This is a genomic window from Ureibacillus acetophenoni (genome assembly GCF_900220965.1).
Classification (GTDB): domain Bacteria; phylum Bacillota; class Bacilli; order Bacillales_A; family Planococcaceae; genus Ureibacillus; species Ureibacillus acetophenoni.
Genome location: NZ_OBQC01000002.1, coordinates 213,176 through 240,066 on the forward strand (window position 1 = coordinate 213,176; position 26,891 = coordinate 240,066).

The following is a 26,891-nucleotide window of genomic DNA, read 5'->3' on the forward strand; positions in this document are numbered from 1 at the left end:
ACAATTCTAGAATGTATCGGAGTATATTTCGCTAAGGCGAGATATACTCCCTTTTTCATACTTACATGCGCGTTTGCACCGAGGATTGTGTTGCTTGCAAGACAACCACAGGTGCAGATTTTTGTCGTCGTATGCCTATTTCAGAAGTGAAGGCATATATCGAGAAGCATTTACAATTCTAGAATGTATCGGAGTATATTTCGCTAAAAGCGAGATATACTCCCTTGTTATTAGCTGCATACGAATCTGCGTCGAGGATTGTGACGCTTTAGCGTGACAACCGCAGACGCAAAGTTGCCTATTTCAGAAGTTAAAGCTTATATCGAGAAGCATTTATAATTCTAGAATGTATCGGAGTATATTTCGCTAAGGCGAGATATACTCCCTTTTTCATACTTACATGCGCGTTTGCACCGAGGATTGTGTTGCTTGCAAGACAACTTCAGGTGCAGATTTTTGTCGTCGTATGCCTATTTCAGAAGTGAAGGCATATATCGAGAAGCATTTACAATTCTAGAATGTATCGGAGTATATTTCGCTAAGGCGAGATATACTCTTTTTTTCTTCCAAGGGTAATTCCCCCTATTAACTCTTTGATGAGAGGTGGTTATCTTGACAATAATTCTAAATTCTACGGTATATTGTCAAGAATAGGTGGTTATCTTGACAGAAATTCTAAAGTATCGTTAAAAGTGTCAAATAGTAAGCAATGGTGTATAAGATTCATATGTCCAAAAGCTACTTCTATTACAACAAACGCTTCAATTAGAACAGTTTACCCTATCTATATATCATTTTCTTCCAATACAATTGTACTCCTCTATTAATTAATTCATTCCCACTTCACGCTCCCCCTCTTTTGCAGGGAACGAATTTTATCCCAAAATGGCTAAGACAACTAACCACTTCTCAACTTAAAAATCAAATATCTGAAATTTCGAAATTTATAGGTGAATAGTTTTTTCCAATTAGGTATATTAGTGGTAGGGGATATTTTTACATTGGGGAGGTTTGCTATGTTCTTTCAATCATTTACAAAAAGACAAATGGAAACCGTTATTAAAAAAGATTTATATGATCAGCTACAGCATATAGTTGTAACAATTTTATCGGGAGAAGTAACAAATCATTTTCAAGCGAACCATATACTTTATTCCGCTAATATACAGTTAGCAGAATTAAAAGAGATTGCTTCATATCATCGTAAAAATATTAATATGCATTCTGAAGTTGGTCAATTTCATAAAGATGCTTACGATATGACTATTAAAAAAGCTAACCAACTTCAGCTAATAATTGATTCTTATGTAACTTTGCATATTGATTTGGAGCGAGAACGTATCAATCATAGACTTCGATTTTTGGATGATAAAGTAGTATCACTTTATAATGAATTAATAGAATTTAAGAATCAAACGATTCTCCCACAGTTAGAAGAATCATATTGGGGAGCATATAAAACCGATTTAATGCCTATTTTAGCCGAATTAAGATAAGGAGGATAGCTAACTGCTACCCTCCTTTTTTTCATCATTATCTGTATTCCTAGGTAATATTTCCGGTGTTCTTTCCAACTGTTCAATAAAGGTTCTAGACTTTAATCGAATTCCTGTTTGTTCTTCGTAAATCGTTGTCACAATTTTTTTAATAAACCTTTTTGTTTCACGTTTTAATTCAATTTTACCGAGTTGATCAATCGGTACCATATAAAACATTCGTATTAACTTCAATTGCGTAGGTGTTAAGCGAATGATATATGGATCTAGATGAAAACAACGATGACATAAAAATCCACCTTGGGTAAATGAAAATGCAAACTCCCCATCTACTGCACCACAAGAAGCACATGCATGTAAAATTGGTTGAACTCCAGTATAAGGTAGCATTTTCCAATCAACAAACAAAGTGATAGCCTCAGGATCATATCCTTCTTCAATCGCATTTAAAGCTTGTTGTAACACGTCAAAGGCATGAGGTTCAGGTTTTCCCTCTTCCACAAGACGGTCAATAATTTCAACAATATAACTAGCGTAAGCTGTCAAAATAATATCCGTTTGAATATGTCGCATAGAATTTAAATGTTCTCCTTGTTGGAGAGTTCCCATTCCACTTGTTCGTTGACAAACAAACATCCCGTGCATAAATGTTTGTGTAACACCCGCTAAACGGCTTGTTGGTTTTTTGGCACCTCTAGCCATCACTGTAACTTTTCCCGCTTCCCTTGTTAAAAGCGTAACAATTTTATTTGATTCGCCATAAGCGCGAGATTTGATCACGATGCCTTCCCATTTATGTAACACATTGGCACTTCCTTCAATAATTCATTACTTCTATTATACATGAGAAAGATAAAGGTTGCGTTAATTCAAAGAGCAATTTATTTTTACTCACTACTTTCTAAATCTTGTATTTTCTCCATAACCATCTTTTGCATACGACATATTAAGAAATATGTGCAAAATGCACTTAATTTTAAATAAGTTGTATGTCGATTTCGTGAATCGTCACTTCTTTCATACAAAAAAGAACACCTACGAAACGTAGGCATTCTCCATTAAACAACTGGAATTAATTTTGACTTTGCTTCTTCATATTCTTTCTTCAAATCGTCAACTACTTCTGAAACTTTTTTAATTGCCTTAATGGTTGTCACACCTTGTCCTGCTGACCAAACATCACGCCACATTTTCACTTCGTCCATATGTGAAAAATCAACGGATTCTTTACTTTTTAAATTTTTAGGATTTAAATTATTTTTTAGCAAACTTGGTATGAGGAAATTTGCATGAACTCCGCTGATCGCATCAGTATAAAGAACATCTTCAATAGATGAATCTACTAACATTTCTTTATACTCTTCAAATGCAACACTTTCTTTAGTTGCGATAAATTTTGTACCCATATAGGCAAAATCAGCACCCATAATTTGTGCAGCTAACACATCTTTTCCGTGAGAAATTCCACCAGCTAAAATTGTGTAACCATTCCAAAACTCTCGAACTGCATCTAAAAAGGCAAAGGGATTAAGTGTGCCTGCATGTCCCCCTGCACCGGCAGCAACTAAGATTAACCCATCCACATTGGCTTCTGCAGCTTTTCTTGCATGTTTCACCGTTGCAACATCTGCAAACACAAGCCCACCATAACTATGAACGACTTCAGTTACAGTTCCAGGATGACCAAGGGATGCAATAACTATTGGTGGTTGATAAGTTTTAATTAACTTTAAATCTGTATCGTGTCGCTTATTTGTTTTATGAGCGATAAAATTTACAGCCCACGGTTCAGTTGGTAAAGCTTCTTTTAATGACTTTAACATATTCTCTGCTTCTTCGGCTGTTCTTGCGTTTAACATTGGAATGGAACCAACAAGCCCGTTCTTACATGATTCAATAACCAATTCTACACTTGAGACTAAAAACATAGGTGCTACGATAACTGGTAACTTCAGTTTATCAAACATACCTTTTCCCCCTTTTACATTACTCCATGTATTTATTCAACAGTAAGCTAAAATATCCTTTTAATAATATATCTTCTATAAAAAACGGTTTTCTGGTTCCATAAAAAAGACACCTACAGCTTTCACTGTAGATGTCCTTCTATCTAATATTCATCTTCACGATATCCAAAATCTCTTAATTGCGTTTGTTTATTGCGCCAATCTTTTTGCACTTTTACCCAGAGTTCTAAATATACTTTAGATCCCAAAAGCATTTCAATATCTTTTCGTGCCTGTGTACCAACTTGTTTTAATAAGGAACCTTGTTTTCCAATAACAATCCCTTTTTGAGAGTCACGTTCAACCATAATTGTCGCTGCTACGCGAATTTTATTTTCATTTTCTTCATCACGTTTAATTTTATCGATGACAACTGCAATTGAATGAGGGATTTCCTCACGAGTTAAGTGTAGTATTTTTTCACGAATTAACTCCGAAATGATAAATCGTTCAGGATGGTCGGTTACTTGGTCTGCTGGATAATATTGCGGACCTTCAGGTAAATAACTTTCAATTGTTGCCAACAAATTATCTACATTATTTCCTTCCAGCGCTGAAATTGGAATAATCTCTTTGAACGGATATTTATCCTTAAATGAATTAATAAATTTAGCTAATGCATCTGGATGAACTTGGTCAATTTTATTTACAACTAAAAATACTGGAGTAGAATTTCCTTCCAACATTTCAAGGATGAATTCATCACCCTTCCCTAATTCTTGCTCGGCATTGACCATAAACATGACAATATCAACTTCGCGTAATGTATTTTTAGTTACCTTAAACATAAACTCACCTAGTTTATGTTTAGGTTTATGAATTCCTGGTGTATCGATAAAAACCATTTGGCTATTCGTTCGAGTTAAAACACCTTGAATTTTGTTACGTGTAGTTTGCGGTTTATCGGACATAATTGCAATTTTTTGACCAATTACTCTATTTAAAAATGTAGACTTACCTACATTCGGTCTACCAATTATTGAAATAAACCCTGATTTATAATTCTGATTTTCCTGCTGCATAATCTAAATCCTCCGGTGAGAAGGCAAATGGTATAAGTTCGCCTACTGTAGTTTCTAATACGTCCCCTTTTAGGTTTGTTAAATATACTGGCATATTTGGTGAGCAAAATTCACTCATTACTTGCCTACACGCCCCACATGGAGCACATGGTCCATCAGTATCTGCAACAACTGCTATTGCTTTAAATTTAGTAACGCCATCTGAAATTGCTTTAAAGAAAGCTGTACGCTCTGCACAGTTAGCCATACTATAACCTGCATTTTCAATATTGCATCCGTGATAGATTTTCCCGTCTTCGCCTAAAAGCGCAGCACCTACTGGGAATTTTGAATAAGGGACATATGCCTTTTCACGTGCAACTTTTGATTGTTCTAATAATGTATTCTTATCCACTGTCATTGTAATGACACCCCACAATAATAATTTATTAAGTCCATTTTGGTAAAAAAATAATCAATCCAATCACTATACTCGCTACGGCAAATATTAATACCGCGCCTGCAGCAATGTCTTTTGCTTGTTTTGCAAGAGGATGTATCTCAGGCGAGGCTAAGTCAACAACACTTTCAATAGCGCTATTAATCATTTCCGCACCGATCACTAATGTTATGATTAAAATAATGACTAGCCATTCAAGTGATGAAAGCCCAGTTAATAAACCTACAATAATTACGATTACAGCACTTGCAAAATGAATACGCAAATTTTGTTGCTTTAAAGCCGTAATAATTCCTTCAAGCGCATAGCCAAAAGAGAGAACGAGCTTCCTCAAATCCATGTTTACTCACGACCTAAACCGTAAGACGACAATATTTCATCTTGTTTACTAAACATTTCCTTTTCATCTTCAGCTGACATATGGTCGTATCCTAAAAGGTGTAAAAAACCGTGAACGGCTAAAAAACCTAACTCTCTTTCAAAAGTGTGTCCATACTCTTCAGCTTGCTCTTTCGTTCGATCAATGGAAATAATGATGTCGCCTAAAACTCTAGGCATATCTTCACCTAAAATTTCAACTTCTCCATCGCTTAATTCTTCTAAAGCAAAGGAAATTACATCAGTAGGTTGATCTTTATCTCTATAAGTGCGATTAATTTCATGTATCGCTTCATTTGTTACAAAGGTAATTGAAACTTCGCTATCTTCTTCAATATTTTCCACTTTTGCAGCATGGTGAAGCAATTTTTCAACCAAATCGATATGTTCTTTCTGCACTTCATTTGTTTCATCTAAAAAATCGATATTCATCGCTTTGATTTCCTCCAATTGTTCATGAACTTAACCCTCTTTTGGATATTCAATTCGCGAGTGGAAAATGCCATTTAATGTTTTACAAAGTTCTTCTTCAATTATTTTTAATTCTTTTATGGAAACATCACATTCATCAAATTGATTTTCTTGTACGCGACTTTGAATGATGGAATGGACTAAATTACGGATTTTATCACTATTTGGATTTTTCATGGAACGTACTGCTGCCTCTACACTATCCGCAATGCTAATGACAGCTGCTTCTTTCGTTTGCGGCTTAGGTCCTGGATAAGAAAACATTGCCTCATCGACTTCTTTCCCCTGTTCCTTCGCTTTGTGTACGAAGAACTTTAATGTACTTGTCCCATGATGCTGTAGTGCAATATCAATAATTTCTTTAGGCATTTTATATTTGTTTAACAAGTCCGCCCCATCCGTAGTATGTGCAATAATAATTTCTGCACTTCTTTCGGGAGGTAGTGAATCGTGTGGATTAATACCTGACATTTGGTTTTCTATGAAGAATGCTGGTCTTTTTGTTTTCCCAATATCATGATAATAACATCCTACACGCGCTAAAAATCCATCTGCACCAATCGCTTCACACGCTGCTTCTGCTAAATTAGCTACCATTACACTATGATGATATGTTCCAGGTGTTTCTGTTAATAGTTTTTTCAACAGTGGATGATTTGGATTAGATAATTCAATTAATCTCATTGTCGACAATAATCCAAATGCTGATTCAAAAAATGGCAATAATCCCATCGTTAATGCTCCCGAAAGTAACCCCGATACAACCCCGGAAATACCATAGAATAATAATTCCATTAAGCCATAATCTGTTTGAATCATTAATAAATAAAAAGCTATAAATGATACGTTAATAATTGCAACGATACCGCAAGCTTTAAGTAGATCTGATCGTTTTTCGATACTTCGCATAAAGAAAATACTAGCAAATCCACCAAACATAATATAAAGAGCAATGTCCATTTGAAGTACTGCAGCATAACCTTCTTGGAAGATGACGCCAGCAGACGTTGCAATTAATACTGTCACGACACTTGCTATTTTATCATTACATAATAATCGCACAATCATAGTAGCTAATGCTGTTGGGTAAATAAATGCAACTGTCACATCGAATTCATCGACAATTAAACTCATAAGCTCCATTAATATGATTGATAACGCATATACAATAGATGTTACTAGAACAGCATTGCGCTTTTTAGTTAACTCCATTTTTGACCTGTCAAATAAAATATATAAGAATGACATTTGAATCGATATTAAAATAATTAATCCAAATATCGGATTATAGGATGCTTTATTATCTAACATCCCTAATAATTCTAACTGACGATAAACTTCTCGGTCGACAAGCTCTCCTTCGGTTACAATAATTTGACCTTGTAGTATGCGAGTCGGTTCAACTGAATCTCGAGCTTGTTTCTTAAGTTCATCAGTTTTTGCTTGGTCTAAAAGATAGTTTTCAACAATTGCTCCTCTAGCAATAACAATCGCAGCATTAATAAGCGTAGGGTCAATATTTGAGTTTTGACGAACATCATTTTCTATTTCGTTACGTACAGAATTTACTTGCTCTTTAGTAATATATTTGTTTAATCTCTCTTTTACTAAAGTTTGTATCGTATTACTTGCAATTTGCAAATCAGATTTCGCACTAGTAAGAAGTGACCATAAGTGATCGTCTGTAAATGTTAGTTGTGATTGACTTTCAGTTATTTCCGCCAACTTTTCTCGTAATAATTTAATTTGAGTTTCTTTAGATGGAGGCTTTACTTCAACACCAATACCTTCGGTTTCTACAGGAAGTGCATTACTATTTTCAAAATCAGTACGTACATCCAGAACGATTTCAAAAATAGAGTAAATTAGCTCCATTCGATGTTCTACAGTTTCATCATTAAAAACATAAACCTGTTCAACAGCTCTTTCAGCTTCATCTCGCTCTTTTTCTGTCTTAAATGTATCTTCTACCGTTTTAGCTGAGCGAATCGTATCAGGTGCTAATTCAAATGTTTCAATATCGTAAGTTACGCCTCTCACGTTTTCAAACATTAGTACAAATTGTAGTAAACCAGTAATTATGAGGACAATAACTAAAAATGTACGAAAGTTAATAATGTTTAGAAACTTATTATAGTGCAATTATAAGCACCCCCAATAGCATATATATACTAGTTTACCAATTTATAATATGAATTTCATTGATTCATATAAAATTTATTTTAAATCCTTTACAAAAAATTCAACTCGACCATAATTTGGTCGAGTTGATTCAATTGGCAATATGGGTTTTATAATTCTTGATCAGTGTAAGCTTGGATAATTCTAGCTACTAATGGATGACGAACAACATCACCAGCTTCTAGAACTTGAAAACTAATATCTTTTACATATTTTAAAGTTCTTTCAGCTACTATAAGACCGGATTCAGTATTTTTAGGTAAATCAATTTGAGATTTATCGCCTGTAATGACCATCTTCGATCCAAAACCTAAACGAGTTAAAAACATTTTCATTTGGGCATGGGTTGTATTTTGAGCTTCATCTAGAATAACAAAAGCATCATCCAATGTTCTACCTCTCATATAAGCTAGAGGCGCAATTTCAATGGTACCACGCTCTATTAATCGGCCTGTTTGTTCTGCTCCATAAATATCATGTAAAGCGTCATATAGCGGTCGTAAATACGGATCTACTTTTTCTTTTAAATCACCAGGTAAAAAACCTAGAGATTCTCCAGCTTCAACTGCAGGCCGCGTTAAAATAATCCGTTTTACATGTCCATTTTTTAACGCTTGTGTCGCCATTACAACAGCTAAGTAAGTTTTCCCAGTACCGGCAGGACCTATTCCAAACACAAGATCCTTGTGACGAATTGCTCGAATATATTCCCTTTGACCAATAGTTTTTGCACGTATCGGTGTCCCTTTACTATTTCTGGCAATTTCTTCATTATACAATTCGCTAAAATATTCTATTGTACCTTTATTGACCATTTCTATTGCTGTAGCAACATCTCGTAAATCAATATTTATTCCTTTACGAATAACTTTTAATAGCTCTGAAACAAGTGTTGTAGCTTGTTTTTTAGCCTCTTGTTCACCTGTTATTTGAATTACTTCTCCACGAGTAATAATTTGTACTTTAAATGTTTCTTCGATTAATTTAATATTTGCATCTTTCATGCCTAATAGCATTACTGCTTCATTTGGGTTTTCAACTTGTAGTATTGATAATTGTTCTGACATTCAATCATTCTCCTTGGGAAATAGGGTATGGTTTTGCAATGTTTTCATTTACCAAAAATAGGACTTTCCCCTTCACTTTATCACCATCGAAGGAAACGTGCAAAATGTTTTCCTTTTTGATAATTGTTTTTGGTGGTAAAGACTTTAATATTTTTTCGTGCAATAGTGGCAAAATAAATGAGTCGATTTGTTCTTCTGTAATTTCTTGACTTGAAGTAACGTACTCTTGCGTCTCTCTGATTTCGATAAATCTTGAAAGCCACTCCGGTAAATCCACTTCTCGAAACGATTGTACCTGCTCCTTCTCGTCATTTGATGATTTAAAATTAATTGTCCATTTCCTTTCTGTCGAAGAAACGAATTGAACTTTTTTAGGTATGGTAAATTCCGTTTCCAACCAGTAATCTGCATATACTTCTCCAACAGCACCAATTGTTACGGATTTATCACCTACAGTAATCTCCCCTGAAACAAGCATATCTCCTTCGTGAACAGTCGTATTTGGCATAATGCGCCGTTCACCACTAGATAAATTAAAATGGGTAACAACACCGCTTTTAGAAGCAACTAAATGGTTTAGTTGTTCAGTTTTTTGCTCCCTCGTATCTGTAATTGGTGCAAGTTGAGGTGCAATAGTCATTTTACTCCCATTCTTGAAAATATGAACCCAAGATAAATCTCGCATTTCTTCCATAATGGTTTGCCTTATTTCAAAATCAGACTCAATATTTCTTTTAAACACCGGGCTATCGAGGGTTAGCTTTTCAGCCATAACCTTCTCTACAGCAACTCTAACTTCAGGTGTTTCTGCCACTACTTCCACTTCCCAAACAAACTGTGAAAAAGCAATTGGAATTATAAATAAAAATAATAACCCTATTAAAGTTTTTAGTTCTTTTTGAAAAATTTTTGATGTATGCAAATAACGTATTTTTAATTTAAGGTTGTATTTTTTACGTATTTCTCGAACGATTTTTACATCATGTCTAGAAATTTCAAAAGTCACTTCGTTGTCATTTACATCGATGTTTTTAACTTTCACTTTTCTATGATGTAATGCTTGTATAAATCGATTGACCTTCTCATTCTTTTTAATTTTTATTTCAACTGGGCGATAATCAATTGTCATGACGAATCACCCTTCTTTTTCATTTCAATGGACTCTAAATCTTCAACATGTAATAGTAATTCTTCCACCTTTAACACATCAATATGTACTTTTTTCGCTTTTATCTGTATGTAAAATTGTTCATACAAAAAAGCGCAATGTTGGTCAGATGCTTCTAAAAACTTATACTGACCAATTATTCGAAACTCTTTACATTTGAATAGTTCAATTAAAGGTTCGGTTTGGAACAATTTTTTCAAATAAAAACGCCCCCTTTCGCAAAAGTATATGCTTTTGGAAAGAGGGACATGAGTTATTTTAGACGTTGTTCTTAAAGTTATCTTTGTTTCGCTTTTGGTGGCCCAATAATTTCTGAAGCCACAATAGCCTGGATAAGAGCCTGTTTTGTAGATGGTACGTAAGAACCAATTTCGTTCTGTTTAATCACATCGTTATCTAATGGCTTGTCATATTTTTTGGATGAGCGGTTTTCATCGAATGTAGGTCTATTTCTAGGAACACTCTTTGTAACCGTGGATTCTGGATTATTTACATTTGAATGACTTACTTTAGGTTCAACAACCACTTCTTTTGTTTCTGGAACAGTGAAAATATCCTGCGGTTGATTATTTTTTTCGTTAAGTTGTTCAAATACCTCTTTAGCAAAATCCTCTAAAGACTTCGCCGTTCTTTGTGATCTCGTAGGTTCCACTCTCTGTTGTGGAGTAGGTTTATACCTGGTAGTATCTGGCTTATTGTTAAATGGGGGCATCGGTTTTTGTTGTTTTTCTTTATTTTTAGACATTAAGGAGCCTATGATCCCCATTATAATAAAAAGTATAAATGCTTCCACAGCAAACGGACACTCCCTTCTTTAGGGCTGTAAATCACCTTATTTATTATTAGGTGCATCTGGTTTATCATTTGATACTTTTGCAATTGAGTCACGCATTGAAGTGTCAGCTTGGATATTTTTATAGTTCATATAATCCATTATTCCGAAGTTACCTGAACGTAACGCTTCAGACATCGCCATTGGTACTTCAGCTTCCGCTTCAACTACTTTTGCTTTCATCTCTTGAACACGTGCGATCATTTCTTGTTCTTGGGCTACTGCCATTGCACGACGTTCTTCTGCTTTTGCTTGAGCGATATTTTTATCTGCTTGTGCTTGTTCAATTTGTAATTCTGCACCGATGTTTTTACCAACGTCCACATCAGCGATATCAATGGATAAGATTTCAAATGCAGTTCCTGAATCTAAACCTTTTGCTAGAACTGTTCTAGAAATCATATCTGGGTTTTCTAATACATCTGTATGTCTTGCAGAGCTACCGATTGTTGAAACGATCCCCTCACCAACACGGGCAATGATTGTCTCTTCACCAGCACCACCGACTAAACGTTCGATGTTCGCTCTTACAGTAATACGTGCTTTCGCCTTAACTTCAATCCCGTTAATCGCCATACCAGCAATGAATGGTGTTTCAATTACTTTCGGGTTAACGGACATTTGTACCGCTTCTAATACGTCACGACCAGCTAAGTCAATAGCTGCACAACGTTCAAATGGTAATTCAATATTTGCACGGTGAGCCGCAATAAGTGCGTTAACTACTCTGTCAACATTACCACCTGCAAGGTAGTGGGACTCTAATTGGTTAATTGTCACTGCTAATCCTGCTTTATGAGCTTTAATAAGAGGATTTACGATACGAGATGGAATTACTCGACGTAATCTCATACCAATTAAAGTGAAAATACTAACTCTAACACCTGCTGCTAGTGCGCTAATCCACAGTGCAACTGGAACTAACGTAAAGAATACAGATAAAACAATGATGGCAAGTACTACAATAATTATCATACTTACTAACATTCCATCTTCAAAAATACCCATTCTTATTCATCTCCTTTAATAATTTCTCTCACGACAATGCGTGAACCTTCAACACGAATAATTTCTACATTCTTATTGGCATTGATGTAACTACCTTGTGATACAACGTCAAGTCTTTCATTTTCCACTTGGATCGTACCTGCTGGACGTAAAGGTGTAATAGTTACTCCCATTTTTCCTAAAAGATCCACACGGTTCTCATTTGAGACGTAACCTTCATCTGTCGTAGTTGCATCTCTTAAAATAAGCTTGTTAAAGAAATGTAAGTGTTTACCCAGGAATTTCATCATTATCACCATTCCTAATACCGCAATAATAATTGCAATTAAAATCGAATAGGCCATATAAACAATATTTTCACCTGCAAATAACAAACTAATAATTACAAGTGCAGCGCCTATTACACCAACTATTCCACCTGGTATAAATAGCTCGCCTATGATAAGCGCAAAACCAATAATAAACATAATAACGGAAGCATAACTTGCATGCCCTTCCACCATATGTCCATAGAAAAATAGGGCGAAGGCAATTATTCCTATTACACCAGGTAGGCCAAATCCAGGTGAAAATAATTCAATGACTAAACTTAAACAAGCGATACTAAGTAGGATTGTTACCACAATTGGATTGGTTAAAAAGTTTGCAATGGAGTCAACAAATGTGTTTTTCGTATCAGTGTTAGCGAATGCGTGTAGACTTGGAAAAGCAAGCAAGAAAGCGACCATTAACAAACCAACCCTATTAATACTTCTCATAGTTCCATCAAATCCTCCCTTCCCAAATGCTCTTACTATGTTTACGGTTACATACTTAAAAAGTTTCAAATGTTTATAAAATATTTCATCTTTATTTTACACTATGTATAAGATTCATTTTAACTAAAATAATAATAAAAATGAAAAATACCCTAGTATTTACTTTTAGCAAACACTAGGGTATGTCATTTCTCATGTTAGAAAATCTAAAATTGCGTGTTTTGAACGTAGGGACTTACAGGAAAAATTAGTACTTACGTTTACGTGCAGCTTCTGATTTCTTTTTACGTTTTACGCTTGGTTTTTCATAAAATTCGCGTTTTCTTACCTCTTGAATAGTACCACTTTTAGAAACAGTACGTTTGAAGCGGCGAAGAGCATCTTCAAGCGATTCGTTTTTTCTAACGACAGTTTTTGACATCTCTCTTTCCCTCCCTCCGAACACACGTCAATACACAACCATGAAAATTCTCATTTGTGTACTAAAAGATTATATCGTATAGTATAATCCCAGTCAATAGAAAGACGAAAATCTATTTAATAAAATTTTCGCATTAATAATTAGAACTGGAAGTTAAACCATTCATAATAGCTACGCCAGAACTTGCACCAATTCTAGTTGCGCCTGCTTCGATCATTTTCTTCATGTCTTCAAGGTTTCTTACTCCACCAGAAGCTTTTACTCCTACATCAGGGCCAACTGTTTTTCTCATTAATGCAACATCTTCTGCTGTTGCACCACCTGTAGAAAACCCAGTTGATGTTTTGACAAAATGAGCACCTGCTTCAACCGATAATTCACAAGCTTTTAATTTTTCTTCATCAGTCAACAAACATGTTTCAATAATAACTTTAACTAAAGTACCATTTGCAGCTGTTACAACAGCTTTAATGTCATCTCTTACTAAATCATATGCTTTATCTTTTAAAGCACCGATGTTAATGACCATATCAATTTCTGTTGCACCGTTTAGAATAGCATCCTTTGTTTCAAATGCTTTTACTTCTGATGTCGTAGCACCTAACGGAAATCCAATAACTGTACAAACTTTTACTTCCGAATTAGCTAATTTTTCTGCACTTAATTTTACCCAAGTTGGATTAACACAAACGGAAGCAAATTTGTATTGTAATGCTTCTTCGCATAACTTTTCAATTTGTGATTGCGTTGCATCCGCTTTTAATAAAGTATGGTCAATTAATGCCGCAAAATTTGTTGTCATTATCCTACCTCCAAATAAATATACGCCCATATTATCATATCATTAAATTTTTATAAGTGGAAAAAATCAAATATTATAACTATTTCAATTATTAATAATTAGTATGGAGAAAAAAATAACGGTAAACCCTATTAAGATTTACCGTTACTTGATTATTGTACTTGTTCTTCTAAAACTCTTACAAATTGCCCTTCATTATAAGGGTATCCAGCTTTTGTTATTTTTACTTTAATTAATTTACCAATCATCTCTTCTGAGCCTTCAAATACAACACGTAAATAATTATCAGTATAACCAGATAACAAATTATTTTTTCCAGTCTCAGTGAATTTTTCTTCTGGAATTACTTCTAATACTTCGCCTTCAAAACGAGAAGCGTATTCTTTAGCTAATTGATCATTTAATGTAAGTAAACGATGAACACGTTCATTTTTCACTTCTTCATCCACTTGATCTTCCATACGTGCAGCAGGTGTACCTGTACGTTTTGAGAATGGGAACACGTGTAATTCAGCAAATTTATGATCTGCAATAAAATTATATGTTTCCATAAATTCTTCTTCTGTTTCACCAGGGAAACCAACGATCACGTCTGAAGTAATTGCCAAGTCTGGAAGAGCATCATTAAGTTTTTCTAGTCTTTCAGCAAAGAATTCCATTGTATACTTACGACGCATACGTTTTAAAACAGTATTTGAACCAGATTGAATTGGAATATGCAAATGACGTACAACGATATTTGAATTTTTTAATACTTCGATTACTTCATCAGTTAGTTGAGAAGCTTCAATCGAAGAAATTCGTAAACGTTTTAAGCCCTTAACATTCCCTTCTAAATCGCGAAGTAATTGTGCTAAATTGTAGTCTTTAAAGTCTTGACCGTACCCACCAGTATGAATACCAGTTAATACGATTTCTAAGTAACCAGCATCAACTAATTGTTGTGCTTGTTTAATTACTTCTTGAGGATCACGAGAACGCATTAATCCACGTGCCCAAGGAATAATACAAAATGTACAGAAGTTGTTACAACCTTCTTGAATCTTTAATGATGCACGTGTACGATCTGTAAAATATGGTACGTCTAATTCTTCATAGACACGATTTTTCATAATGTTACGTACAGCATTTATTGGTTGACGTTCTTGACGATATTGGTCGATATATCCTAGCATTTTTTGACGATCTTGTGTTCCAACCACAATATCGACACCAGGAATTGCCATTATTTCAGCAGGTGAAGTTTGTGCATAACAACCCGTTACACAAATTACCGCATCTGGATTTTGACGTACTGCACGACGAATTACTTGACGTGATTTCTTATCTCCAGTATTTGTTACAGTACATGTATTAATTACATAAACGTCTGCTTGATGTTCAAATTCAGTACGTTCATATCCTTGTTCTTTAAACAGTTGCCAAATAGCCTCTGTCTCATAATGGTTTACTTTACAACCTAATGTATGAAAAGCCACTGTTGCCAAGGCTAGTACACCTCTTTCATTCAAATTCATATGAAATGGCAGAAAGCGCATATAGTGGTGCTGTTTCTGCTCGTAAAATTCTTGGTCCAAGTGACATCGTTTCTGCTCCAGCAGTACTAAAGCCTTCAGCTTCTGTTCTAGAGATTCCACCTTCAGGGCCAAAGATTAATAAAATTGACTTCGATTTATTATCATACACCTTTTTTAGCTTATCCGCAAATCTTGTACGATTATCTTTCTTCGCATCTTCCTCATCAGCAATAAAAACGACATCGTAATCTGACATCAATGAAATAAGCTGTTTAAACGATATGGGAGGAAGGATTTCCGGTACTTGTGTACGGTGAGATTGTTCCGCTGCTTCTTGTGCAATTTTTTGAAGTCTTTCGGTTTTCTTTTCACCTTTTTTCTCGTCCCATTTTACAATTGAACGTTCTGCCTTAAACGGGATTAACCGATGCATTCCAAGCTCTGTTGCTTTTTGTGCAATGAATTCTAATTTATCTCCCTTTGGAAGTCCACAGGCTATGTCAATACGAATAGGCATTTCTGGAGAAGGAACGATATCCCCGGTTTGCCTTACTACGATTTGATCACTTATGGAAACAATCTCACATATGTATGCAACTTCATCTACAACTGTTACTATTTTTTCTCCAACTTCCATTCTCATTACTTTCGAAATATGTCTAGCACTCTCTCCAGTAATGGATAATTCATTTTGTTCATTAAACGTTTCTTGTACAAAATATCGTTGCATTTCGTACCTCCAAATAGTTTTTAAGACAATGTAAATACCTGCGTTCAGATGTTCATCTTTTGCATGACTGTTTTTCGTTTATTGGTTAGTATAGTCATCTATTTTAAAAAATTGACGATTTGAAGAATCTATTTTAGATTTTAAGTTTCCGAGAAACAGTATCATTGACATTTTTTAGATTTTTAGCTTTTGTGTCCTCGAGAACAGAACCCAATTCAAGAACAACTTCTCCACCAAAAAATAGACTGTTGATAATCATTGATTATCATACAGTCTAATATAAACTAATATTAAGGACGCTTAGCGATAATTGCTACCCAATCTTCCATCATTAACACTTCTTCGATTTCAAATCCGGAGTTCTCTAAAGATTGTTTTACTTCATCCTTTTTAAACCCGATAATTCCGGAAGTAATGTATTTACCACCTGGTTTCACAATTGAAAAAGCATCATCAGTAAATGACATAATAATTTCTGCTAATAAATTTCCTACTACGACATCTGCAGGTTCATTTATAGAATCTAGAAGATTTCCATGAAATACTTCAACTACATCATTTACTTTGTTTAACTCAACATTTTCCTGGGCTGATTTGACTGCAACTTCATCCAAATCTAATGCATGAACTTTACCAGCACCTATAAGAGCTGCACCAATTGCAAGAACTCCTGATCCAGTTCCAACATCCACAACAGAATCGCCACTTTTCACTACTTTTTCAAGGGCTTGAAGACACATAACCGTCGTTGGGTGTGTTCCTGTTCCAAATGCCATACCTGGATCGAGTTCAATAATTAATTCATCTGTACTTACTGGTTTATAGTCCTCCCAAGTAGGTACAATAGTAAAACGTTCAGAAATTTTAACTGGATGGTAGTATTGTTTCCATGCTGTTGCCCAATCTTCCTCATCTACTAGAGCAGTTTGAAGCATCTCATCCCCAATATTAATGTCGAAGTTTTTAAGATTTGCTAATGCAAGTTTGATTTCCTCAACAGTTTCAGCAATAAAACTCGATGCAGGTAAATATGCTTTTACCACGACTCCTGCCGTTGGGTAATCATTTGGATTCAAATCATAAATTTCTCCAAATTGGTCAACCCGTTCTTTTTTTACTTCCGTTGAATCTTCAATAACAACTCCACTTGCGCCTGATTCATGAAATACGTTTGAAACAGCTTCTACCGCTTCGTTTGTTGTTAACAATGAAATTTCAGTCCACTTCACTTGCATCCAGCTCCTCTTAAAAAATTATTGCAATCAGCCATTATGTTAAACACATTATTTCCAAACTTTGCGTTCTAATTAGTCACCTTTTAATGTTTTCTTAATTCGGTCAAATAAAGAACTACCTTGCTCTTCAGGTATATCTCCACTTATTTCAGCAAAATCTCTTAAAAGCTGTTTTTGTTTTTCTGTTAATTTAGTTGGAGTTACTACTTTAACAATGACATATTGATGACCTTGCCCATAACCATGAACATTTTTAACACCTTTATCTTTCATACGGAACTTTTCGCCGGATTGCGTACCTGCAGGTATTTTTAATTTCACTTTTCCATAAATTGTAGGCACTTCAATATCATCACCAAGTGATGCTTGTGGGAAAGTCAGTTTAAGTTCATAGTAGATGTCATCGCCATCTCGTTCAAAGTATTCATGGTCTCTAACATTGAATAAAATGTATAAATCACCTGCTGGTCCTCCGTTTTTACCTGGTTCACCTTGACCAGATACACGTAGTTGTTGACCATCGTCCACCCCTGCAGGAATAGTTACTTTTATTTTTTTACGTTTTTGAACTGCCCCAGCTCCGTGACATGTTGAACATTTATCTACAATGATTTTACCCGTACCACGGCAAGTATTACATGTTTTACGATTTACCATACGGCCAAATGGTGTTTCGACAGTTTGATTAATTTGACCTGCACCATTACAGCTACCACATGTTTTTGGTGAAGTACCTGGTTTTGCACCGGATCCGCTACATGTCTCACATGTTTCTTCACGAGGTATCTCTACTTCGGTTTGTTTACCAAATACAGCATCCTCAAAAGAAATATTCATGCGATATTGGAGATCGTCACCTTTACGAGGGGCATTTGGATCTGAACGACGACTACTTCCGCCAAAGAAGGAACTAAAAATATCATCAAAGCCACCGAATCCAGAGAAGCCATCACTAAAGCCACCGCCAAAGCCGCCTCCAGGACCTTCATGACCGAATTGATCGTATTGAGCACGTTTATTTTCATCACTTAATACTTCATACGCTTCAGCAATTTCCTTAAATTTTTCATCCGCGCCTGGTTCTTTATTAATATCTGGGTGGTATTGTTTTGATAATTTGCGATATGCTTTTTTTATTTCATCTTGACTAGCACTCTTACTAACTCCAAGTACTTCATAATAATCGCGTTTACTCATCGTTCACACTCCGCTCTCTATACATAACGTTCATTGTAACATATTTTCTATCTATATTTATTAAATAAAGTTTTGAAAAGTATGTTACAAAATTCACCTTACAATGAAAAAGTCAAAGACCGATATCGGCTTTGACTTTTCAACTTAAATGAATCTTTATCTTCAGTAATTTTAATGATGTCTAGCTACGAACGCTAGCTCCTCTACAACTTCGAAACCGCCTGCAAGGGCAAAGAACGCGCCATTTTGCCGGTTCCTCCAGTTGTTATCGGAGCTGGGCGAGCGTTCTTCGCTTTTCTTATTTGTTATCGTCTTTTACTTCTTCAAAGTCAGCGTCGACAACACCGTCGTCTTTCTTGTCAGCATTGCTAGCGTCTGCTCCAGCATCGCCTTGTGCTGCTTGTGCTGTTGCAGCTGCTTGCTCATAAACTTTCATCACTAAAGGTTGTAATACACCTTCCAATTTTTCTTTAGAGGCTTTAATTGTATCGATGTTGCCCTCTTCTAAAGCTTTTTTCAACTCTTCCTTAGCTTCATTCACTGAATTTTTCTCATCTTCAGTAATTTGTTCACCAAGATCAGAGATTGTTTTATCTACTTGGAATACTAATTGATCTGCCTCGTTACGTAACTCAGCTTCTTCTTTACGTTTAGCATCGGCTTCTGCATTCGCTTCTGCATCTTTCACCATACGTTCGATCTCTTCATCTGATAATCCAGAATCAGATTGAATTACTATTGTTTGTTCTTTTTGTGTTCCAAGGTCTTTAGCTTTAACTGATACAATACCATTTTTGTCGATATCGAAAGTTACTTCAATTTGAGGAACACCACGTGGTGCTGGTGGAATATCCGCAAGTTGGAAGCGACCTAAAGTTTTGTTGTCTGCTGCCATTGGACGTTCCCCTTGAAGAACATGAATATCTACAGCTGGTTGGTTATCTGCAGCAGTTGAGAATACTTGTGATTTTGAAGTTGGAATTGTAGTGTTACGATCGATTAGTTTCGTCATAACTCCGCCCATTGTTTCAATACCAAGTGAAAGTGGTGTTACGTCAAGTAAAACGATGTCTTTCACATCACCTGTAAGTACTCCACCTTGTACAGCAGCACCCATTGCTACTACTTCGTCTGGGTTAACACCTTTATGTGGTTCATGACCAGTTTCTTTTTTCACTGCATCTTGAACAGCTGGAATACGTGTTGACCCACCAACTAAAATTACTTTGTCTAATTGTGAAGCTGCAATACCAGCATCTTGTAGAGCTTGACGTACTGGAACCATTGTTCTTTCCACTAAATCACGTGTAATTTCATCGAATTTAGCACGAGTTAAGTTTACTTCCAAGTGTAATGGACCATCAGCACCAGCTGTGATAAATGGTAAAGAAATTTGTGTTGAAGTTACACCTGATAAGTCTTTTTTCGCTTTTTCAGCTGCATCTTTCAAACGTTGCATTGCCATTTTATCTTTTGATAAGTCAATGCTATTTTCTTTTTTGAATTCGTCTACTAAATAATCGATAACTTTTTGGTCAAAGTCATCTCCACCAAGTTTGTTATCACCTGCTGTTGCAAGAACTTCAAATACACCGTCACCTAACTCTAGGATAGATACGTCAAACGTACCACCACCAAGGTCAAATACTAAGATTTTTTGATCTACATCTTGTTTATCTAAACCGTAAGCTAAAGCAGCTGCAGTTGGTTCGTTAATAATACGTTCTACTTCAAGTCCTGCAATTCTACCAGCGTCTTTTGTAGCTTGACGTTGAGCATCATTAAAATAAGCCGGAACAGTGATAACTGCTTTAGTAACAGTTTCACCTAAATATTCTTCAGCATAACCTTTTAAATATTGTAAGATCATTGCAGAAACTTCTTGAGGTGTATACTCTTTATCTTCAATCTTAACTTTTTCACTTGAACCCATTTTAGATTTAATTGATAGAATTGTGTTTGGGTTAGTAATAGATTGACGTTTTGCAACCTCACCAACTTGGCGTTCACCATTTTTGAATGATACAGCTGATGGAGAAGTACGATTACCTTCTGGATTTGGAATTACTTTTGGTTCTCCACCTTCTAATACTGCTACACAAGAGTTTGTTGTTCCTAAGTCAATACCAATAATTTTGCTCATATTAAATTTTGCCTCCTATAAATTGAAAAACTAAAGTTGAATCTAACAAAGAAGAATAAAAAGGTTATTCATTGACAGAGACCATTGAAGGTCGGATCACACGATCTTTTAATTTATAACCTTTTTGTAATTCTCGTAAAATGATGCCTGATTCTTTTTCTGAATCAGATTCTTGCATGACTGCTTGGTGTACAGTTGGATCAAATTGAACCCCTTCAGCAGGAATCAATTCTAGTCCTTCTTTATTCATCGCATCTACAAATGATCTATAGACCATATCGATTCCTTTATATAAAGCAACCGCATCATCAGATGTTACTTCGACTTGAAGAGCGCGTTCAAAATTATCTAGCACTGGTAAAAGGTCTGTAAGTAAACTTTGTGCACGATATTTTTCTTGTGACTCACGATCAAGTTGAGTACGACGACGCAAATTGTCATAATCTGCTCTTAATCGTAAATAACGATCTTCTTCTTCAGCTAATTTTGATTCTAATTCTGAAACTTTTTGTTTATATTCCTCAGTTGTAAGTTCTATTTCTTGAGACTGTTCGTTTGTAGTTTCAGTAACTTCTTCCGTATTTTCTGTTACTTGTTCTGCAACATCTTCTTTCAATGATTCCTTGTTCTCAGTTGTTTCAGACACGATAAATCCTCCTTATTTTCCATCCTTCAATTTCATAGTTAGAGTATTTGAAAGCCCACTACGCATAAGCTCAAGCAACGATATAACCCGTTGATAATCCATGCGAGTTGGTCCAATGATAGCAATTGAACCTGTTTGGTCTTCTCCAATCGAGTAAGTCGTAGTAATTACACTACAATCTTCCATTGCTAAATGGTTATTCTCCGATCCAATTCGTATATGGATATTATCATCTTCTGGATGGAATAAAGAGATGATCTGGCTTTTTTTATCCATTAAATCCATAAACATACGAATTTTATTCAAATCATGGAACTCAGGCTGGTTCAACATGTTCATCTTTCCAGCAAAATAAACTTCACTTTCCTTTTCCACTTTAGCCATATTCTTCAGTGATTGAAGTAAGGAGTCTGCTGTACGAATATGTTGTCTAAGAACTTCAAGTGTTTCCAGTTCCAATTTGGATTGAAGCTCTAAAATCGGAACACCTACAAGTCGGTCATTTAATATATTAACAGTTTTTTCAATATCTAGGGCATCAAAGCCCTTAGGTAATTTGATCATTCGGTTTTCAACATGGCCATTATCAGTAACAACGATGGCTACTGCTGCCTGTTCTGATAAAGGTATAAGTTGAAATTTCTTTACTCGATGGTTTCCTACATTTGGACCAAGTAGGATTGTTGTATAGGTTGTTAAATCTGATAGAATATTTGCTGACTGACGGATTACTTGTTCAATCTCTATAATTTGGTTTTGAAAAATCGATTGAACGATTCCGACATCCTTCATTGACATCGTTTTTGGCTTTAATAAATGATCCACATAAAATCGATACCCTTTTTCTGAAGGAACTCTCCCAGAGGAAGAATGAGTTTTTTCTAAATATCCTAATTCCTCTAAATCAGCCATCTCATTTCTAATCGTTGCTGGACTAAAGTTTATCCCATTTTTTTTAGAAATTTGTCGAGAGCCCACTGGCTGTGCTGAACTAACAAAATCGTCAACGATTACTTGCAATATTTGTAATTGTCTGTTTGTTAACAATTTCATCACCTCTGTTAGCACTCGCGAACGTAGAGTGCTAATACTATTATTAAGTTATCAAAACTCCAAATTCATGTCAACGAAATCGAACTATTCGCCTAATAAAAATTGTTGGAATACTTCATTCCCAACAAATCGGCCTTTTCTAGATAATCGAACACCTATATGATCAACAATTATTAATTCATCACTAGCAAGCTTAGTTAGAATTGTTTGATATTTCTCCATCATGGATATACCTAATTTTCTTTTAAAGCTTTCAAAGGTTACTCCTTCTGTTTTACGTAATCCTAAAAACATTTGTTCTTCACATTTTTCATCAAACGTTACTTCATGTTCTGAAAAAATAGGTCTATTACCATTTTGAATTGAATCTAAATATTTTCTTATTGGACCAATATTAGAATAACGTATACCTTTTAAATATCCATGAGCTCCTGCGCCTATTCCAATGTATTCATCATTATCCCAATAGACTTTGTTATGGGTTGAAATTAAACCATCTCTTGCAAAGTTACTAATTTCGTATTGGTGATGTCCATTACGTTCCATCTCGTTCATTAATAAATCGTACATTTCCGCCTCTAAATCCTCTGATGGTAAGTGCAATTTCCCTTTTGCATATTGGATATAAAATACAGTTTTTGGTTCAACAATTAAAGAATATGCGGAATAATGGGGAAGGTTTAATGATAATGCTTTTTCTAAAGAATCTTCCCACTGTTCCATAGTTTGTCCAGGTAAACCATACATTAAATCAATATTTATATTATTTAGACCAACCGCTTTTGCATTTTCAATTGTTTCATAAACTTGTTCATTTGAATGGGTTCTACCGAGTCTTTTTAATAAGTCAGTATCAAAAGACTGTACACCCATACTAAGCCTGTTTATACCGCCAGCTTTTAATGCTTGTAATTTATCAACTGATAATTCATCTGGATTTGCTTCTGATGCAAATTCAATGAGGTTATTTGTTGGGATTATATCGTTAATTAGTTCTAACAACCGGCTAATTTGACTTGCAGATAGAGAGGTTGGTGTTCCACCACCTAAATAGATAGTCTCTATTTGTTGGAAAGCTTTAGGTTCCTGTTGTTGAATTAATTTTAATTCAGTTCCAATTGCTTCTATATACTCATCAACTGGCTGATTTTTAAAAAATACTTTATTGAAATCACAATAATTACAAATTTGGTGACAGAACGGGATATGTATATAAACGCCTCGAGCCATTTTGGGATCACTTCTTTCTAGATTTAACAAAATTTATTTCTTTATTGTAACTTTTCAAAGAAATAATTCAAATTTATAACACGAACTATAGGTAAAGGACAGGCTTGTTGAAGGCCTGTCCTTTTTTTCCAACCTATTTTTTATCATCCATTTTCAATACTGCCATAAATGCCTCTTGTGGTACTTCAACTGAACCTACTTGTTTCATACGTTTTTTACCTTCTTTTTGTTTTTCAAGAAGTTTACGTTTACGAGAAATATCCCCACCATAACATTTAGCAAGTACGTTTTTACCCATTGATTTAATAGTTGAACGAGCAACGATTTTTTGACCGATAGCTGCTTGGACTGGTACTTCAAATTGCTGACGTGGAATGAGTTCCTTTAATTTTTCAACTATAACCTTTCCACGCTCATAGGCAAAGTCACGATGTACAATAAAGCTCAATGCGTCTACAGTTTCAGCATTTAATAGAATATCCATCTTCACTAATTTTGATGGTCTATAACCAATTAGCTCATAATCAAACGATGCATACCCCTTTGTACTTGATTTTAATTGATCGAAGAAATCGTAAACAATTTCAGCTAATGGGACATCGTATTTAATGGATACACGTGTAGTATCGATATAATCCATTCCTATGAAAGACCCTCGTTTTTGTTGACAAAGCTCCATTACTGCTCCAACGTAATCATTTGGTACCATCATTGTTGCTTTAACGTATGGCTCCTCAACACGATCAATTTTTTGAGGATCTGGCATCATTGAAGGATTATCAACTTTAATTGATGTTCCATCTGTTAAAAATACTTCGTAAATAACAGAAGGAGCTGTCGCAATTAGATCAATATTAAACTCACGTTCGATACGTTCTTGAATAATTTCCATATGAAGTAATCCTAAGAAACCACAACGGAATCCAAATCCTAAGGCTTGTGAAGATTCAGCTTCAAATTGAAGAGCAGAGTCATTTAACTCTAACTTTTCTAATGCTTCACGTAAATCGTTATACTTCGCCGTATCTATTGGATATAGTCCACAATACACCATCGGATTTAACTTTCGATACCCTGGTAACGGTTCTTTTGCAGCCTTACTTCCTGCAAATGTTACTGTATCACCTACACGAGTATCTGCAACATTTTTAATAGATGCTGTTAAATATCCTACATCTCCAACTGTAAGTTCGCTTTGTGGAACCGATTTAGGAGTATGAATTCCTACTTCAATTACATCGAACTCTGCACCAGTTGCCATCATTCGTATCTTATCACCAGGCTTTACTGTTCCATTGATAATACGAATTGAAATGATAACCCCTTTATAAGCGTCGTATACAGAATCAAAAACAAGTGCTTGTAATGGAGCATCTGGATCTCCAGTTGGAGCAGGTACTTTTTCAACGATTTGCTCCAAAATATCTTCAATTCCGATCCCTGCTTTTGCTGATGCTAGAACTGCTTCAGATGCATCAAGTCCTATGACATCTTCAATTTCTTGTTTTACTCTATCAGGATCAGCAGCTGGTAAGTCGATTTTATTAATAACAGGTAAAATTTCTAAGTCATTATCAAGGGCTAAATAGACGTTTGCTAATGTTTGCGCCTCAATACCTTGTGCAGCATCTACAACTAAAATTGCTCCTTCACAAGCTGCAAGCGAACGTGATACCTCATATGTAAAGTCGACATGTCCTGGGGTATCAATTAAATGGAATGTGTATTGTTCGCCATTTTTCGCATTATATTTTAGTTGTACAGCATTTAATTTAATCGTTATCCCACGTTCACGCTCTAAATCCATTGAATCTAATAGTTGCATTTTCATCTCGCGTTGAGTAACTGTTTGTGTTTTTTCTAAGATTCGGTCAGCAAGCGTTGACTTCCCGTGGTCAATATGGGCAATTATTGAGAAATTTCTAATGTTTTCTTGACGTTTTAAACGTTCTTCTCGGTTCATGTATGTCCACTCCTAATCAAATACGCCTCCGTGAAATGATGATCCACATAAAAAGTGTGGTCATTCTACGGAGGCTTTAACCTTTCACGCAATAAATTGCAATAAATTTCTAAATTAAATAAGAACTTCTATCTTATCCTAGGTTAAACTAATTTGAATTATAGCAGTGTAACATTAACTTTAGCAATGTTTCTTATCAAGAAAACAATATATATTTATAACTCTTTCGTTACAAATGTTTTTGAAATTGCCTGAGCAAGAATTGAAATTGTACGATACACTTCATCTTCCGTATTATCAATTCCACCAATTTCAACTACTAATAATTCTTTCGCTAAATCCTGGTTATAGACTCCATCTACTCCCTTACCCTCTTTGATCAATGCACCACGGGAGATACCTGGGATTATTTTATTTAACGAGTCACTTAATGCATTGGCATAAGATAAATTCGATTTATAGTTTGGGTTTTCAGCCCCTACTACAAAGGCTATTTTTGCATATTTCACATTATTATGTGACACAGTAGTCGCTTCGGCACCTACAGCGTCTCGATGAATATCCAATATTAAATCATACGTATTCTGCTGCAATTCTTCAGCTACATATTTTCTAGATGTATCATACGCTAAATGGAATGGTAATCCATTTTGCTTCATGACACCTTGAACATCAACATCTAATATTTTTGTAGTTAAGCCGTTTAATTGAAAGTAATTTTTTATCATATCTTGCATTGAAAATAAATTCGTAATGCTATCATAAACAGCAATTGTTCCAGTTGCGCTTTCAACAAACGGTTTGTACGTTTCATGAGAGTGAGTAAAATAAATCAAAACATCAAAGGGACTAAGAGGTTGGGAAACGTCAGTTGTTGTTGGCGTTGATGAAACTGTCGTTGTTGTAGGTGGTGTCTCTGTTTTCGGTGTTGTAACTGTACCTGCCGCATACACAATTTGTGGTTCTTTCACTTTTGGATATTCAATTTTTGCGTTATTCGGAAACGGTAAAAGTCCTGCAATAATCGGTAAAACAAAAAAGAAAACTAAAAAAGCAGCTAATATTTGTATTTGTTTTATCATGACATCCTCTCCTTCCACTACAATATGGAGAGGAGAGGAATTTTAG

Annotated in this window: 26 protein-coding genes; 1 reads left to right on the forward strand and 25 read right to left on the reverse strand. The window is 35.2% G+C overall.

Going from position 1 to position 26,891, the window contains the following annotated elements; translation table 11 throughout:
* The first annotated feature begins 1,001 nt into the window (after positions 1 to 1,001).
* Positions 1,002 to 1,496 (forward strand): hypothetical protein, encoded by a 495-nt coding sequence (locus tag CRO45_RS03795; RefSeq protein WP_141400313.1) that lies wholly within the window; start codon positions 1,002 to 1,004, stop codon positions 1,494 to 1,496.
* 9 nt (positions 1,497 to 1,505) lie between these two features.
* Here CRO45_RS03795 and recO read toward each other — a convergent pair whose 3' ends face one another.
* The 25 genes from recO to spoIIP form a co-directional block, all read right to left on the reverse strand.
* Positions 1,506 to 2,300 (reverse strand): DNA repair protein RecO, encoded by a 795-nt coding sequence (recO, locus tag CRO45_RS03800; RefSeq protein ID WP_097148308.1) that lies wholly within the window; start codon positions 2,298 to 2,300, stop codon positions 1,506 to 1,508.
* Positions 2,301 to 2,554: 254 nt separating this feature from the next.
* Positions 2,555 to 3,463, reverse strand: coding sequence for an NAD(P)H-dependent flavin oxidoreductase (locus tag CRO45_RS03805; protein ID WP_097148309.1), 909 nt, complete (start codon positions 3,461 to 3,463; stop codon positions 2,555 to 2,557).
* Positions 3,464 to 3,606: 143 nt separating this feature from the next.
* Entirely contained in the window at positions 3,607 to 4,524 is a 918-nt protein-coding gene (gene era / locus CRO45_RS03810; RefSeq protein ID WP_097148310.1) for a GTPase Era, read from the reverse strand.
* The gene (locus CRO45_RS03815) at positions 4,499 to 4,924 is read right to left on the reverse strand and encodes a cytidine deaminase (protein ID WP_170949400.1); all 426 of its coding nucleotides are present in this window, start codon (positions 4,922 to 4,924) and stop codon (positions 4,499 to 4,501) included. Before CRO45_RS03815 ends, era begins: the two co-directional genes overlap by 26 nt.
* A 28-nt stretch (positions 4,925 to 4,952) precedes the next feature.
* Positions 4,953 to 5,303: a diacylglycerol kinase family protein gene (locus CRO45_RS03820; RefSeq protein ID WP_097148311.1), complete on the reverse strand. Its 351-nt coding sequence runs from the start codon at positions 5,301 to 5,303 to the stop codon at positions 4,953 to 4,955.
* Positions 5,304 to 5,305: 2 nt separating this feature from the next.
* On the reverse strand, positions 5,306 to 5,773 hold the full coding sequence (ybeY, locus tag CRO45_RS03825; RefSeq protein ID WP_097148312.1) for an rRNA maturation RNase YbeY: 468 nt from the start codon (positions 5,771 to 5,773) through the stop codon (positions 5,306 to 5,308).
* 30 nt (positions 5,774 to 5,803) lie between these two features.
* Entirely contained in the window at positions 5,804 to 7,954 is a 2,151-nt protein-coding gene (locus CRO45_RS03830; RefSeq protein WP_235864516.1) for an HD family phosphohydrolase, read from the reverse strand.
* Positions 7,955 to 8,103: 149 nt separating this feature from the next.
* Positions 8,104 to 9,060 carry a PhoH family protein gene (locus tag CRO45_RS03835; protein ID WP_097148313.1) on the reverse strand — a complete coding sequence of 319 codons (957 nt, stop codon included), beginning with the start codon at positions 9,058 to 9,060 and terminating at the stop codon, positions 8,104 to 8,106.
* Between the two features lie 4 nt (positions 9,061 to 9,064).
* On the reverse strand, positions 9,065 to 10,189 hold the full coding sequence (locus tag CRO45_RS03840; RefSeq protein ID WP_097148314.1) for a sporulation protein YqfD: 1,125 nt from the start codon (positions 10,187 to 10,189) through the stop codon (positions 9,065 to 9,067).
* Entirely contained in the window at positions 10,186 to 10,428 is a 243-nt protein-coding gene (locus CRO45_RS03845) for a hypothetical protein (protein ID WP_097148315.1), read from the reverse strand. The genes CRO45_RS03840 and CRO45_RS03845 overlap by 4 nt, the downstream gene beginning before the upstream one ends.
* Before the next feature lie 77 nt (positions 10,429 to 10,505).
* Positions 10,506 to 10,973 carry a hypothetical protein gene (locus CRO45_RS03850; protein WP_141400314.1) on the reverse strand — a complete coding sequence of 156 codons (468 nt, stop codon included), beginning with the start codon at positions 10,971 to 10,973 and terminating at the stop codon, positions 10,506 to 10,508.
* A gap of 87 nt (positions 10,974 to 11,060) precedes the next feature.
* Complete coding sequence (gene floA / locus CRO45_RS03855; protein ID WP_170949411.1) at positions 11,061 to 12,047, reverse strand: flotillin-like protein FloA; 987 nt, start codon at positions 12,045 to 12,047, stop codon at positions 11,061 to 11,063.
* A 23-nt stretch (positions 12,048 to 12,070) separates the two neighbouring features.
* Complete coding sequence (locus tag CRO45_RS03860; RefSeq protein ID WP_097148318.1) at positions 12,071 to 12,826, reverse strand: NfeD family protein; 756 nt, start codon at positions 12,824 to 12,826, stop codon at positions 12,071 to 12,073.
* Between the two features lie 247 nt (positions 12,827 to 13,073).
* Positions 13,074 to 13,247 (reverse strand): 30S ribosomal protein S21, encoded by a 174-nt coding sequence (rpsU, locus tag CRO45_RS03865; RefSeq protein WP_097148319.1) that lies wholly within the window; start codon positions 13,245 to 13,247, stop codon positions 13,074 to 13,076.
* A gap of 133 nt (positions 13,248 to 13,380) precedes the next feature.
* Positions 13,381 to 14,049, reverse strand: a complete 669-nt coding sequence (gene deoC / locus CRO45_RS03870; protein WP_097148320.1) for a deoxyribose-phosphate aldolase — start codon at positions 14,047 to 14,049, stop codon at positions 13,381 to 13,383.
* A 152-nt stretch (positions 14,050 to 14,201) separates the two neighbouring features.
* Complete coding sequence (gene mtaB, locus CRO45_RS03875; RefSeq protein WP_097148321.1) at positions 14,202 to 15,536, reverse strand: tRNA (N(6)-L-threonylcarbamoyladenosine(37)-C(2))-methylthiotransferase MtaB; 1,335 nt, start codon at positions 15,534 to 15,536, stop codon at positions 14,202 to 14,204.
* Between the two features lie 16 nt (positions 15,537 to 15,552).
* Positions 15,553 to 16,296: a 16S rRNA (uracil(1498)-N(3))-methyltransferase gene (locus tag CRO45_RS03880; RefSeq protein WP_097148322.1), complete on the reverse strand. Its 744-nt coding sequence runs from the start codon at positions 16,294 to 16,296 to the stop codon at positions 15,553 to 15,555.
* Positions 16,297 to 16,586: 290 nt separating this feature from the next.
* Positions 16,587 to 17,525, reverse strand: a complete 939-nt coding sequence (prmA, locus tag CRO45_RS03885) for a 50S ribosomal protein L11 methyltransferase (protein WP_097148648.1) — start codon at positions 17,523 to 17,525, stop codon at positions 16,587 to 16,589.
* Positions 17,526 to 17,603: 78 nt separating this feature from the next.
* Positions 17,604 to 18,728 (reverse strand): molecular chaperone DnaJ, encoded by a 1,125-nt coding sequence (dnaJ, locus tag CRO45_RS03890; protein WP_097148323.1) that lies wholly within the window; start codon positions 18,726 to 18,728, stop codon positions 17,604 to 17,606.
* Positions 18,729 to 19,026: 298 nt separating this feature from the next.
* Positions 19,027 to 20,871: a molecular chaperone DnaK gene (gene dnaK / locus CRO45_RS03895; RefSeq protein ID WP_097148324.1), complete on the reverse strand. Its 1,845-nt coding sequence runs from the start codon at positions 20,869 to 20,871 to the stop codon at positions 19,027 to 19,029.
* 64 nt (positions 20,872 to 20,935) lie between these two features.
* Entirely contained in the window at positions 20,936 to 21,517 is a 582-nt protein-coding gene (grpE, locus tag CRO45_RS03900; RefSeq protein ID WP_097148325.1) for a nucleotide exchange factor GrpE, read from the reverse strand.
* A gap of 12 nt (positions 21,518 to 21,529) precedes the next feature.
* Positions 21,530 to 22,564, reverse strand: a complete 1,035-nt coding sequence (hrcA, locus tag CRO45_RS03905) for a heat-inducible transcriptional repressor HrcA (RefSeq protein WP_097148326.1) — start codon at positions 22,562 to 22,564, stop codon at positions 21,530 to 21,532.
* Positions 22,565 to 22,654: 90 nt separating this feature from the next.
* Positions 22,655 to 23,800 (reverse strand): radical SAM family heme chaperone HemW, encoded by a 1,146-nt coding sequence (gene hemW, locus CRO45_RS03910; protein WP_097148327.1) that lies wholly within the window; start codon positions 23,798 to 23,800, stop codon positions 22,655 to 22,657.
* A 133-nt stretch (positions 23,801 to 23,933) separates the two neighbouring features.
* Positions 23,934 to 25,763, reverse strand: a complete 1,830-nt coding sequence (lepA, locus tag CRO45_RS03915; protein WP_097148328.1) for a translation elongation factor 4 — start codon at positions 25,761 to 25,763, stop codon at positions 23,934 to 23,936.
* A gap of 215 nt (positions 25,764 to 25,978) precedes the next feature.
* A complete protein-coding gene (gene spoIIP, locus CRO45_RS03920; RefSeq protein WP_097148329.1) occupies positions 25,979 to 26,845 on the reverse strand; it encodes a stage II sporulation protein P in 867 nt (288 codons plus the stop codon).
* Positions 26,846 to 26,891: the final 46 nt, after the last annotated feature.